Origin of the sequence: Paenibacillus sp. FSL R5-0923 (assembly GCF_038009145.1) — a bacterium.
Taxonomy (GTDB): Bacteria; Bacillota; Bacilli; order Paenibacillales; family Paenibacillaceae; genus Paenibacillus_AQ.
Genome location: NZ_JBBPAT010000002.1, coordinates 390,186 through 403,920, shown reverse-complemented (window position 1 = coordinate 403,920; position 13,735 = coordinate 390,186). Strand labels below are relative to the sequence as shown.

The window sequence follows — 13,735 nt, the reverse complement described above, 5'->3', positions numbered from 1 at the left end:
TCCTCCTGAATAGAATTGCTCGTGAATCTTACTTCCAAATCATAGAAGAAGCGGATTCGATAATATACTGTACAATGACACACATTGCTGTAATCTCGGTATTTGTGAAGTATGAAATTTCTGTACTTTTGTGAATATTCACTACATTTAACCTAATTTCGGCTGCTGGATTTATAAATTTGATTGAAAGCACCAGACTGATGATTTATACTCAGACCAGCGATGAAAGGGGTTTCAACAAATGATAAAACATTGGTCTAAAGAGCATAAAAAAGTTTACAGCCGAATACTCCTTGGCTCTATTGGATGTGTTGTTATTACCCTTTTGATAACTTCAACTATTCTTTATATGAACTTTACAAGCATCGCACTTAAACAAGTTTATCGTTCCGATTCAAATAGTCTAAATCAAATTAAAACGCAATTATCTACTATGACAGAGACTGTTACCTCACTGTCCTCCCAGATTTACTATGATTCTGCGGTATCTAAGTTGTTGTATTATGCGGACTTGAATATCTATGATGTCATTTTTGCACAGCAACAACTTGATAACTATCGCGCATCCTTACCATTCATTGAATCCATTTATGTATATAATGCGAAATCCAATCAGTTCTATATTAGTTCCAATAATTCACGAAGCGGAATTCAACCGAAGTCCGAACTGGATGATGATGGAATTCTAGACCTTTTTATGAAATTCAAAGAACATCGTCCCTTTCAACCGATTCCCAGAACCTATAACATTGGTTCGGTTCAGACCACTCCAGTATCAAGCTACACTTACTTATGTTATAGCGTCATTGATGATAATAAAGATTTAAATACAGCTGTTGTTGTCAATATCTCGGCATCATGGTTAGGCCTGCGAATGGATCAGTCGGAGAAAGAGATCTCGGAGAATAACACGTTTATCATTAATCAGGATGGAATATTATATTCCAGTAGTGATAAGCAAGAGATGCTAACTGATATATCTGATAAAACCTATATACAGAAAATTATTCAGGATACTTCAGAATCTACATATTTTGTAGACACTGTGGATGGAGTTAAATCTTTAATAACGTTTACTACACCCGATTCATTAGGCTGGAAATATGTTCGGATTACCCCTTATAGCAATATCACTCAAGAAATAAATGAAATGAGGTATCGAATATTATTTATCTGTATTGGCATTCTTCTCTTAGGATTGTTGATTTCGTTAACTTTATCCCATAGCGTATATCGCCCGATTGACAAAGTCATACGCAAGTTCAAAACCCTGGAAACAGAAAGACGTAACCATCAACATATTCTCAAGCAGGATTTCCTTAGAAATACGATTTTAGGTAGAGAAACGAATAATGCTGAGGTGTTACAACAGAAATTACATTACTTCAATTCAGAGCTTATGGTTAATAATAAATCACTGATTGTTTTGATAAGGATCGATCAATTCCCCACAGTCCTCGAGAAATACAAAGAAGATATAAAATTGCTCAAATATGCCATAATGAACATTTGTACAGAAATTTCCTCACCGATCTTTCAAGTCGAAGCCATTGATATGGGGGATGATAGTCTTTTACTTTTGCTAAACTTTCATGATCCGCTTTATATAACGGAACGGGATTCGCTGATTGAAATGGCAGAGCTTATGCAATTGTCAATCACCAAACATTTAAAATTATCCATCACGATTACCTTTAGTCCTGTGAAGGAATCCATTGAGCAATGCATCTTAGTCTACAAGCAAGTACTTGAGGCTTCTTACCATCGATTATTCAAAGGATACGGCAGCATCCTCTTTTCGGTTGACATTATGAACTTAAAAACCAAAGAATATATGTTTCCAGTTCACAAAGAAAAACAGTTCATTGAATCCTTGATGTCAGGAAATGCGGAAAAGGCACGGAGCATCTATATTGATATCGTAGGAGAAATATCAGAATATTCTTTTACCGTTGTTCAACTTGTCGTATCGCATTTAGCACTTACTGTTAATAACGTCTTGCGAACATTAAAAAAGAACAATGCGATTTTAACATTACCCGAATTCGATACAACGTTCTTACTACCAAATCATGTTGAAACCATGGAAGAAATCAACACTCCATATTTCAAGATGTTTGAAGAAATAAGTGAAAAACTCGAAGAAAAAAGAAGTACAAAACAAGAAGATCTCATTAGAAAAGTACATCAAATTATTGAGCGAGATTATAGCAATTCCAACCTGTGCATAAATTCAATTGCAGACGAGCTCTCGATGTCTCCAATCTATTTGAGCCGGTTATATAAACAATTAACTACAAAAGCACTACCCGATATAATTAGTGAAATGCGGTTGAATAAAGCCAAAGAGCTACTAAAGACCTCTGAATGTACCATTGTTGATATCGCAGAAAAAACTGGATTTACTAGTAGTTCGTATTTTTATCGTTTATTTAAGAACAGTACTGGTATAACCCCGAGCGATTATAGAAAAAAAAGAGATCCTCTACAATTTTGTGCAGCAAGCGAAAAAAAATGATACTATGTATGATGGGCAAAATGTTGTAAAAGAAGGAGAACTTAATGAGTAACGAACAAAATTTTTGGCTTGATTTACCAAAGCCGTTTTTTATATTGGCACCTATGGAAGATGTCACAGATGTTGTATTTCGTCACGTGGTTAGTGCAGCTGCAAAACCAGATGTGTTTTTCACGGAATTCGCAAATACAGAATATTACTGTCACCCTAAAGTAAAAGTAAAAGAAAGTGTACTTAGTCGATTAAAGTTCACAGAAGATGAACAACCGATGGTCGCTCATATTTGGGGTAATAAACCGGAGTATTTTGAACAGATGTGCATGGATATGAAAAAGCTTGGTTTTCGTGGTATCGATATTAACATGGGATGCCCAGTAAAAAACGTCGCAACCAATGGAAAAGGTGCTGGATTAATTCGACATCCTAAAGTAGCGGCAGAAATTATCCAGGCAGCAAAAGTTGGTGGATTGCCGGTTAGTGTGAAAACAAGATTAGGTTACACTGAGATTGATGAGTGGCGCGAGTGGCTAACACATATATTCAAACAAGATATTGCGAATCTTTCCATTCACCTTCGTACAAAAAAAGAGATGAGTAAAGTAGATGCACACTGGGAGCTTATCCCTGAAATCAAACAATTACGCGATGAAATTGCTCCAAATACGTTGTTAACGATTAACGGAGATATTCCTGACCGTGCAACAGGCTTGAAATTAGTCGAACAATACGGCGTGGATGGTGTCATGATTGGCCGAGGTATTTTCAAGAATCCATACGCTTTTGAACTAGAATCTAAAGAACATAGTGTGGAGGAACTTCTTCATTTACTACTTTTTCATTTAGATCTTCACGATAAATATTCAAAAGAACATGAACCACGTCTATTTAATCCACTTCGGAGCTTCTTCAAAATCTATATTCGTGGATTTGATGGTGCCGACGAACTAAGAAATCAATTGATGGAGACGAATTCAACCGATGAGGTGCGGCGATTGGTGCAACCTTTCTTAGATAAAGAATTAGAGTAATTCGTAATAAAAAATAATGGCCTCAGTTCTAAATTTCATCAGACGGAGGCCTTTTTTATTAAAGATAACCTAATTCCACTCAAGCTTTGGCAGCAATTCTTTTTGCAGCTCACACATCTCATCGATCATCGCACAAGCTTGATAATAGGTTGGAGCTTGCGGATCAAGCAGAATCGCTTGCAGCAATTTTGTTCTCGACTCTTCAACAAACGCCTCAAGTAACAGCTTATGGATTGTACCTTGGATATGGATCATGCCGAGAATGGCAGTTGGCAGTTCTACCGTCATTGGTTTAAATGCGATACCGTTTTTGTTAACGATCGCTTGTGTTTCAACGACCATATCCTCTGGAAGTCCTTTAATCGCACCATGGTTTGGCATATTAACAGCATTCAGCTCGATTTCATCGTCGAAGAAGATCGCTTCGATAATTGGCACTGCATATTCATTACTGATTTGAACCTTATCTTTATCAAATAGATAAGCCTGCTCAGACCACTGCTCTTGATTCAGCGTATTCTCGAATAAGCCTTTATCCAAAGTACTGCCACTTGCACAGTATACAAATTCAGGTGTTCTGGAGTCCTTCTTCCACAGCTGCTCACTCATTGGGTCGTAACGGAACTGCAAGGGTAGTCCAGCATAGAAATCTTCAGCCCATGAGATATACTCACCGCAATGGTTAGTACCTGGGTAAGGATAGTATCCGTACGTATGGTACAACGTTCTGGATAATCCAATATGATCGAAATGTGCCAAACGGTTAGCTAGCTTTTCTTTCTCGTGGAATAGAGGATATAAATCTTCTCCCGTGTTCTTGTTCCATATCTTCGTGAAGAAGCCAAAGTGGTTCAATCCGCCGCCTTCAATCGCTATATCTTTACTATCCATCTCCAGAAATTCAGCTAGCTGATGAATACCCATGTCTAAACCATGGCACAAGCCCACCACTTTGATTGAAGTTAATTTGGAAATGGCTTCCACTAGCTTTGCTTCCGGATTCGTATAGTTAATTAGCCAGGCATTTGAACAGACCTTTTCCATCGTCTTTGCAATTTCCAGCATTGGACCTAGATTTCTCAATGTATGGAACATAGATCCTGGACCGCCGTTCTCACCATATAGCTGTTTGCTACCATAACGCCGTGGAATGTGAAAGTCTTGTGACCAGTAGTGATATCTCTCTACCTCAATCGCAACGATAGAGAAATCAGCATCTCTTAATGCATCATCCAAATTCGTCGTTTGCCAAATCTTCGCAGGATGAGAAAATGCCGTAAACATTTCGGTTGCATACTTGTATGTTCTATTCACGTTTTCTTCTACAATGTCCATAAGCGCGATTTCGAGTTCTACTTGATTTCTCAAACGTTCTGATAACACGAGATCTTGAAGTGCTCCTAGTCCAAAGGAAACACTTCCTGCTCCGATTAACGCAACCTTCAACTTTTTCATGATCTTCAAGCTCCTTTTGTCTTTTTGTATATGTTATATCCAGCACCAATAATTCCAGCATCAGGGCCAAATTCAGTTAACACGATTTTAATGTTCTCTTTTAAATGTGGAAGGACTTTCTTTTTAGCGCTTTCTATCACTCTATCAATCAGCCACTGGTTGTGATGAATGACCGCTCCTCCGATAACAAAAATATTCGGATCAATTGTTTGCATCAAAGAAACAATTGCGTTGGAAAAGTACTCAACCCACCTGTCGATCACTTCAATTGCTTGCCGATCTCCCATATGATATCTTTCAAACAACAAACCCGACGTGGCATCAATGCCATATAAAAACTTACTTTCCGCTTCAAGAGCAATGCCGCTGCATAGGGATTCCAAAGTGCCGTTATACAACGTTGAGTGGTTTCTTTTGCTGTCGGAAATAATCATGCTTCCGATCTCGCCCGCATATCCATGAGCCCCTTGAATAATTTTCTTATCAAGTATGATACCGCATCCAATTCCTGAACTAACCGTTATATAAATGGATTGATTATACGGCTTGGCAGCTCCATGATCCGATTCAAGCACTGTGATCACGTTTACATCATTCTCAAAAAACACTTCATAATTCGGAAAAAACGCCCTGATAGTTTCGATACTAACATTCTCTAGGCAAGGGATATTGGTTATATCTCGAATAAACTGTGTTTGATCATTCCAAGGAATCGGCAATACAATACCTATCTTGCTTGCTAGCTGTTCATGATCGACTTTCGCTGTCATTTCCTTGACGGTTTTGAAAATTTCGTCAGCATTTTGGAAATCTCTTGTTAATGCCGACTCCTTCCGAACAAGTTCAAGGTGCTCATTCACTAATCCAACCCTTATATTTGTACCTCCAATATCAACACCAATAACGAAGTTACCCATATTACGCTCCTCAACTATGATGACTGATCCATATATTTGGCGGCTGCAGCATCTAAAAAGAAATCTATATGATCATAGCCGAGCAATTGCTGAGCAGGCAGCCGTGCGTCAGAGTTTGTGAAAATCTCCTTCACGATTTCAGCTTTGCGTTCTCCAGTTATGACGACAACCACTCTTTTACTACTTGCAATCTGTTCCAAACCTAATGTAATGCCTTGCTTTAATTCAGTCTGCTCATGAAAATATTTTTGAGCGACAGTCTTTGTTGTTTCCGACAGCTCCACAACACTGCTGTAATTTAATACTGGGCTACCCGGTTCATTTAATCCGATATGCCCATTCATACCTACGCCCATCAAGCTGAATGTAATTGGGTGTTGCTCGATAAAGTGATCAATTCGCAAGCATTCCTGCTTCATATCCGGCGATGTTCCATCAAAAAACACAATCTGTCTGCTATCCAGTGAAATCTGCGAGAACAGATCTTGATTCAACATCTGATAGCAGCTTCCTTCAGAGCTTTTGTCAATGCCAACCCACTCATCCAAGCTAACGATGTTAAGCCTCTTGATTTTCAATTGGAGGTCCGCATCATTGGAAAATTTCTGATAGCTTTTTTGTGGAGTACTCCCTGAAGCCAGGCAGAACACGGGATGCTGATCGGTAAATAAATGATCTTTCATCTCTCTGGCAATTTCGTTTGCTACTTCCTCTTCATTCTCAAAGATTTTGATCATGTTGTTCACTTCCTTCTTGTTTACTCCGAAATGACATTAATCATCTCTTGCTGGAGAATAAGTATAGCTGCTCCCATTGCTGTTGATTGATGTAACTTACTCACCGAAATTTGAGGAGTCCACTCCGTATATTGCTCGACATAGCTTTTCGTGCGGTCCAATATACGTTCCGGAAACAGCGCTACCGTTTTACCGCTAATAATGACCTGGTCGATATCCAAGATGCTGATCATATTGGTAATCGTTAATGCCAGATTCTTCGAAACATAATCAATGCAAGCTTCTACGTCATTCGTTGAATTCAAATCATATTTGCTTAACAAATACTTAATAGCTAATTTGCTTTCCAGCCAACCGACTGAAGATGGAGTCCTTTTATATTCTGAATCAAAGCACATATACTCCAGCTCACCCGCACTTGCATTAACGCCGCGGTGAAGCTCTTTGTTAATAATCAAGCCGCCCCCGACCCCATCACCTGCAGCAACATGAACGAGACTCGTCAGTGCTTGATCCGAGTTTTCAAGATTCCGAAATTCCGCCACAGTCGCTGCGTTCACATCATTCTCCAGAAGAATGGGCAAGTTCACTTCGCTCTTGAGAGTTTCAATAATCGTTTCATACTTAAAGTCGTTTTCTTTATTGTGATGCGTTCTCATCCGGATCGTTTTCTTTCTTGTATTGATCGCACCATCAACGCCAATACCAATCCCCAATACAACACTATCCGTTTCCTTCGCTTTACTCTTCAAATGTTCTACAATCTCTATAAATATCGAAGTGAACTGCTGGCTATAGAACGGAATATCTGTTTCAATCGAATACGAATCTATGACCTTGCCGTGCAGATTAATAAGTACCGCTGTAATCGTGTTGCCAATAATCTGTATCCCGATTGTCGTATAGCTGTTTTCATTAAATCTGTAAACCGTACGCTTTCTTCCCAAGCCGCCAGATCCTTCTCGACTTTCACCAGTGACGGTCAATAAACCAATCTGTTCAAAAAAGGTAACTATCTTGCTTACAGTAACAAAGCTCATTGCCGTTTTTTCTGTGATCTCGACTTTCGCCAGTTCAGGATATTGAAGCAAAATATCGAAGACTATTTTTCTATTCTCATCTTTAATATCATTGGGCAAAAATGATTTCATATGTCCTCCTCGTTATATTATTAATATTATTAATATAATTAATAAATGAAGTTAAATAATTAATCAAAAAAATCAGGTCAGCACTGACCTCTTGAATTTATTATATATTCACTGTAGTGAACGTTCAAGTGTATTTATTTAACTTCCTTAAATTTATCTGTTCTCTATCTTAATATCACCAGCTAGTGCGTGCATTTGGATACACCACAAAAAGAAGCCTCTCATGAGTTCAATGAACTCACGAAAGGCTTCTAATCAATCCTATTTCAAGGCTTAATCAGCCTTATTACATCATGCCGCCCATACCACCCATGCCGCCCATATCAGGCATACCTGGTTTTTCTGGTTCTGGCTTGTCAGCAATTACTGCTTCAGTAGTCAAGAACATAGCAGCTACGGATGCAGCATTTTGAAGCGCGGAACGAGTTACTTTAGCAGGGTCAACGATACCTGCTTCGAACATGTTCACCCACTCGCCAGTAGCAGCGTTGTAGCCGATGCCGATAGCTTCTTTTTTCAAGCGATCCACGATAACGGATCCTTCTTGACCAGCGTTAGCTGCAATGGTACGAACTGGTTCTTCGAGCGCGCGAAGCACGATGTTAACACCTGTTTTCTCGTCGCCTGTTACATCTACAGCAGCAACAGCATTATATACGTTCACAAGAGCTGTACCACCACCAGAAACGATACCTTCTTCAACCGCAGCGCGAGTTGCGTTCAGGGCGTCTTCGATGCGAAGTTTACGCTCTTTCAATTCAGTTTCAGTTGCAGCGCCAACTTTGACAACGGCTACGCCGCCAGCCAATTTAGCCAAACGCTCTTGCAATTTTTCTTTGTCGAACTCGGAAGTTGTTTCTTCCAGTTGAGCACGAATTTGGCTTACACGAGCATTGATGTCCGCTTTGTCGCCGCTTCCGTCTACGATTGTTGTGTTTTCTTTAGTTACGCGTACTTGACGTGCGTTACCCAGTTGTTCAATGGAAGTGCTCTTCAGATCAAGACCGAGCTTCTCAGTGATCACTTGACCACCAGTCAGGGCAGCGATATCTTGCAGCATAGCTTCGCGACGGTCGCCAAAGCCAGGAGCTTTAACAGCGACAGCGTTGAATGTTCCACGCAGTTTGTTCACGATCAACATTGCTTGTGCTTCGCCTTCGATATCTTCAGCGATAATAACAAGCGGTCTAGCTTGTTGAACGATTTTTTCAAGCAATGGAAGGATTTCTTGAGTGCTGCTGATTTTTTTATCAGTGATCAAGATGTATGGGTTCTCCAGAACAGCTTCCATTTTGTCCGTATCAGTAATCATGTACGGGGAAATGTAACCGCGGTCGAACTGCATACCTTCTACGACTTCAAGTTCAGTAGCGAATCCACGGGATTCTTCAACAGTGATAACACCGTCTTTACCTACTTTTTCCATAGCTTCAGCAATCAATTGGCCCACTTCTTCGTCAGCAGCAGAGATAGCAGCTACTTGAGCGATAGCTTGGGAATCTTCGATTGGCTTAGCGATTTTTTGCAATTCTTCAACTGCTGCACGAACTGCTTTGTCGATCCCTTTGCGAATAACCATTGGGTTAGCGCCTGCAGTTACGTTCTTCAGACCTTCACGGATCATAGCTTGTGCCAGAACCGTTGCAGTTGTAGTACCGTCACCGGCTACATCGTTAGTCTTAGTAGCAACTTCTTTAACCAGTTGAGCACCCATGTTCTCGAATGCATCTTCAAGTTCGATTTCTTTAGCGATAGTTACACCATCGTTAGTGATAAGCGGGCTACCAAATTTCTTCTCAAGTACCACGTTGCGACCTTTTGGTCCAAGTGTAACTTTTACCGCATTTGCCAAAGCATCTACACCGCGCAACATAGAGCGGCGTGCTTCTTCACTAAATTTAATTTCTTTAGCCATTGTGTAATTACCTCCTAGAATTTTTTGTATATCACGTTACTTTAAGTAGTTTAGATTTAGCTTATAATCGACTCTCGCTTAGTCAAGAATCGCGTGAATGTCGCTTTCTTTCATAATCAAATATTCTTTACCTTCGTATTTGATTTCTGTTCCTGCATATTTAGAGAAAAGAACACGGTCGCCTTCTTTTACTTCGAGCGCTACACGTACTCCATCTTTCAAAGCTCCGCTACCTACTGCAATAATAGTTCCTTCTTGTGGCTTTTCTTTCGAGGAGTCCGGAAGCACAATCCCGAATGAAGTGGTTTCCTCCTGCTCGCTCGGTAGCACCAATACGCGTTCACCTAAAGGTTTGATCATGAAAAAATAGCCTCCTTTAAAATTATGTTATTTTGCTTCAAAACATAGTTTAGAACTTACCTGTCTTACTTCAAAATCTCTGGTGTTTATGAAAAATATCAATTGGACGCTATGAATATCTGGTCCATCTCATATTTTCCATAAGCATTAGCACTCGACAGCTTGTAGTGCTAACAACAATTTTTATGATACTCAACTTGAGCCCGGATTTCAAGTCCTTTTACACAAATTCGCATTTGTTTTCGTAAAAAATAACGTTTCACTGGTTGTCCTAGGCACACACTCTATACATTCTATCCACAGGGTGTGAAAATATGCGTATGATTTCAGTAGTCTCAACTGTACCACCTACGCCCGAACATTTCAAAAAACGGGGGTTTAAAACAAAAGAACTGTCTCTTTCGTAGAAAAATCTACTTAGTGACAGCCCTCTTATCATCATTCCTCACTCTTGGTGTACTGAGCTTCCCTTGCCGCATCCGCAGCAAGCTGTTTGCGATAGACGAAGGCGGACAGGAATACGCTAAACTCATACAACACAAGCAGTGGAATCGTCACCAGAAAGTCTGAGATGAAGTCCGGAGGAGTGATGACTACAGCAATAAAGACAAGCGTGAAATAAGCGTATCGACGCATTTTACGCAAGCGTATCGGGTTAAGAACCCTCAGTTTGGTCAGAAACATCACCAACAGCGGTAGCTCAAACAACAGCGCTAAAGGTAGCACCAGACTGAACATGAAGTTGAAATATTGCGCAATTCCGTAGGTCTCTTCCAGTCCCATACTCCGGGTGATAGAGATTGTGAACGAAAGCGCCATTGGAAATACAACATAATAAGCAAAAGAAAGTCCGATTAGAAAAAGAACAAAAACATAGGGTACATAACGTAGTGTTGCACTACGCTCTTCCGGTCGTAAGCCCGGACTAATAAACGCCCACAACTGATAAGCAATAAAAGGAACTGAAATGACTAATGAAACCGCCATTGCGATCTTCATATACATTCCGATACCATCCCAGAATGAGAACGCATGCAGAACAAACCCTTGCGCTAGATCTGTACTAATTAAATAATCGTAGATTGGCTTGGCACAGAACAGCCCCCCTACCAATCCCAAAACAAATACAATCAGCACATAAATAATCCGTTTACGCAGCTCGGTGAGATGATCCACCACCGACATTTCTTCCGATTCGAGAGACATCCTGACACCATCCCATGACAAGAATAGAAACGCCACACCGACTTTATGTATAGCTGTGCCCGTTTCTGCAGAAAGCAGCAACCAAATTGAAAAAGGGACATCTCCTAAGTCTATTAGACTTGAGAGATTGCCCCATTGTTAAATCATTTATTATTCCGGCAGGCGTTTGTCCTGAGGAATATCTGCAGCGACCGTCTGCGGGGCCGTCGGCACAGGAGCTTCGCTCTTCTTCACCGGATCACCATCACCAATGATTTCACGTGCGCCTTCCTTAAATTCACGGAAGGTTCGTCCAACTGCGCGGCCTAACTCTGGCAGTTTATTCGGTCCAAAGAGGAGCAGTGCCAGTATAACCAACAAGATAATACCCGGAGTACCAATTCCACTAAACATTATTATTCCTCCTTGTCCGTCTATCCGATCATGGTATCGATTACGATAATCTAATAATACCATAACTTATGTCACAGTTACATCCACTATCTTCTATAAATAGTTTATCCTTGTGACGTGACAAGAATATGACAATGTTATTGGCGGTATTGGCCAGTTACCATGAGTAACGCTTCAGGTAGTTGATCCATAATGGCTGCTAAATTCTCATGAACACCCTTCGGTGTGCCCGGTAAGTTGACAATCAACGTGCGTCCACGAATGCCGCATATCCCGCGGAACAGCATCACCGCACGGTTTTTTTGCATCACCGTACTTCGCATCGCCTCAGAAAGTCCAGGCACTTCCCGTTCGATTACACGCCGGGTTGCCTCTGGAGTCACATCACGTATCGCTAAATCCGTACCTCCGGTAGTCAATACCAGATCTGCTTGAAAATAATCTGTGAGTTCTATCAAAGCTGCGATAATCTCATCTTGTTCATCGGGCACGATCCGATATTCAACGATCTCGCCTCCAAGTTCCTCTTCCACCAGCTCCCGAATAACCTGGGCGCTCGTGTCTTCCCGTTCGCCCCTGGCCCCTTTATCGCTGGCCGTTAGGATTGCTGTTTTCCACGCCATAGGTTTGTCCTCCCTCTCTATGTATAATTGGCTGTACAGTGCAGCCCACTTGCTTCAGCGCATCGAACGTCAGCTCTGATCATGGTTCAAGCGCGTAATCTCCATTCTTGCCCCCACTTTTAGTCACTAAGAGCGTTGGTCCGATAATCATGTCCTTCTGAAGAGCCTTGCACATGTCGTACACCGTTAGTGCTGAGGCAGAAACAGCGGTCAATGCCTCCATTTCAACTCCGGTCTTTCCGGTAGTATGGACTGTTGCTTCTATATAAAGTTCATCTTCGCTGTTATCGGAGAAGCGGATGTCAATACCGGTAAGTGGGAGCGGATGGCACATCGGAATCCAGTCAGACGTCTTCTTGGCCGCCATAATTCCAGCGATCTGCGCAACGGCAAGTACGTCTCCTTTACTGATCTTGCCTTCCTTGATGGCACTAAGCGTCTCAGTTGCCATCTTGATCTTACTCCGCGCGACAGCTGTCCGCTTCGTAATCTCCTTTTCGCTCACATCCACCATACGAGCTCTTCCCTGCTCGTTAAAATGGGTCAATTCCACGGCTCACTCTCCTTTTCGGCAGTGCACTATGCCATTTTCAGTAATCAGCATGTCCATAAAGGCATCATGCTCATCCATGGGCACTTTCGGAACCAGTTGCATACCAAAGGCTAGCCCGATCCAGACAGGGGGCTTCGCAGCAGCATACTCTTCCGTCTCCCATGACGCACGCAATCGATCATAGTATCCTCGGCCGTAACCAAGCCTGCCTCCCTGAAGATCAAAAGCCAGCCCCGGAACAAACACAACATCCGGTAGTGTAACAACTTCAATCTCTTGTGAATCTTTGCCGGATACAATAGGTTCATGGATACCATACGCCCCCGGCTCAAGCTCACTCCAAGCGTTTACCATATGGACACTCATTGCACCACTTGCCGGAATGACACGCGGCAGCAGTACCCTGCGCTGGTCCTTCCACGCCTGTGTAAGAAGCGCGTTGGTATCGAGTTCAGAACGGAAAGATACATAGGCCATCAGTGAGGCTATGTCTTTCGTCTTCAGCCACTCTGATGCATGCTTGCAGACCAGAAAAGACAATTCCCTTCTCTGGTCCGAGGAGAGCTCGTTTCGGGCGATGGTCTTCTCAGTTCTTAGTTGTTGCTTTGCTTTGGAGATCACCGACTCCTTGCTTGACATCGTCGGCCACCCCCATATATTTATCCCAAGCTTATCCTTGTTTGTAAATCCAGTTTACCACTCTTCTCCCCGGTTCGCCAAGGTGGATAGGACTGTGTTTCTGGGCCAGGTCGTTATTCTCTGCTTCCGATATATCGAGCTCTCGCTTGGGAAACGCTTTTCATGTAAACTATAGAATAAGTTGTTCATACGGCTGAGGTATAAATGCCAAGGCGAAATATGCAAGGGTGGAGGTTTCAT

13 protein-coding genes are annotated in these 13,735 nt (G+C 41.6%); 2 read left to right on the top strand and 11 right to left on the bottom strand.

All coding sequences use genetic code 11. The annotated features are described in order from the left end of the window. Window positions 1-241: 241 nt before the first annotated feature. Window positions 242-2,518 carry an AraC family transcriptional regulator gene (locus MKX35_RS26785; protein WP_076283936.1) on the top strand — a complete coding sequence of 759 codons (2,277 nt, stop codon included), beginning with the start codon at window positions 242-244 and terminating at the stop codon, window positions 2,516-2,518. Window positions 2,519-2,562: 44 nt separating this feature from the next. Beyond that, window positions 2,563-3,546: a tRNA dihydrouridine synthase gene (locus MKX35_RS26780; protein WP_076299171.1), complete on the top strand. Its 984-nt coding sequence runs from the start codon at window positions 2,563-2,565 to the stop codon at window positions 3,544-3,546. Between the two features lie 69 nt (window positions 3,547-3,615). Here the strand turns inward: MKX35_RS26780 and MKX35_RS26775 are convergent, their stop codons facing one another. The 11 genes from MKX35_RS26775 to MKX35_RS26725 form a co-directional block, all read right to left on the bottom strand. After that, complete coding sequence (locus tag MKX35_RS26775) at window positions 3,616-5,001, bottom strand: family 4 glycosyl hydrolase (RefSeq protein ID WP_076299170.1); 1,386 nt, start codon at window positions 4,999-5,001, stop codon at window positions 3,616-3,618. 5 nt (window positions 5,002-5,006) lie between these two features. Continuing rightward, complete coding sequence (locus tag MKX35_RS26770) at window positions 5,007-5,918, bottom strand: ROK family protein (protein WP_076299169.1); 912 nt, start codon at window positions 5,916-5,918, stop codon at window positions 5,007-5,009. A 14-nt stretch (window positions 5,919-5,932) separates the two neighbouring features. Then, entirely contained in the window at window positions 5,933-6,655 is a 723-nt protein-coding gene (locus MKX35_RS26765; RefSeq protein ID WP_076299168.1) for a 6-phosphogluconolactonase, read from the bottom strand. A gap of 20 nt (window positions 6,656-6,675) precedes the next feature. Beyond that, on the bottom strand, window positions 6,676-7,806 hold the full coding sequence (locus tag MKX35_RS26760; RefSeq protein WP_076299167.1) for an ROK family protein: 1,131 nt from the start codon (window positions 7,804-7,806) through the stop codon (window positions 6,676-6,678). Window positions 7,807-8,092: 286 nt separating this feature from the next. Next, on the bottom strand, window positions 8,093-9,721 hold the full coding sequence (groL, locus tag MKX35_RS26755; RefSeq protein ID WP_042185277.1) for a chaperonin GroEL: 1,629 nt from the start codon (window positions 9,719-9,721) through the stop codon (window positions 8,093-8,095). A 78-nt stretch (window positions 9,722-9,799) separates the two neighbouring features. Next, window positions 9,800-10,081, bottom strand: coding sequence for a co-chaperone GroES (gene groES, locus MKX35_RS26750; RefSeq protein ID WP_036676506.1), 282 nt, complete (start codon window positions 10,079-10,081; stop codon window positions 9,800-9,802). Window positions 10,082-10,519: 438 nt separating this feature from the next. After that, a complete protein-coding gene (gene tatC / locus MKX35_RS26745; protein WP_042193366.1) occupies window positions 10,520-11,287 on the bottom strand; it encodes a twin-arginine translocase subunit TatC in 768 nt (255 codons plus the stop codon). Window positions 11,288-11,437: 150 nt separating this feature from the next. After that, window positions 11,438-11,680, bottom strand: a complete 243-nt coding sequence (locus MKX35_RS26740) for a twin-arginine translocase TatA/TatE family subunit (RefSeq protein ID WP_042185275.1) — start codon at window positions 11,678-11,680, stop codon at window positions 11,438-11,440. A 137-nt stretch (window positions 11,681-11,817) separates the two neighbouring features. Next, a complete protein-coding gene (locus MKX35_RS26735; RefSeq protein ID WP_020429419.1) occupies window positions 11,818-12,303 on the bottom strand; it encodes a MogA/MoaB family molybdenum cofactor biosynthesis protein in 486 nt (161 codons plus the stop codon). Between the two features lie 79 nt (window positions 12,304-12,382). Further along, window positions 12,383-12,856, bottom strand: coding sequence for a cyclic pyranopterin monophosphate synthase MoaC (gene moaC, locus MKX35_RS26730; RefSeq protein ID WP_076299166.1), 474 nt, complete (start codon window positions 12,854-12,856; stop codon window positions 12,383-12,385). Between the two features lie 3 nt (window positions 12,857-12,859). After that, window positions 12,860-13,495 (bottom strand): 5-formyltetrahydrofolate cyclo-ligase, encoded by a 636-nt coding sequence (locus MKX35_RS26725; RefSeq protein WP_042185271.1) that lies wholly within the window; start codon window positions 13,493-13,495, stop codon window positions 12,860-12,862. Window positions 13,496-13,735 lie beyond the last annotated feature (240 nt).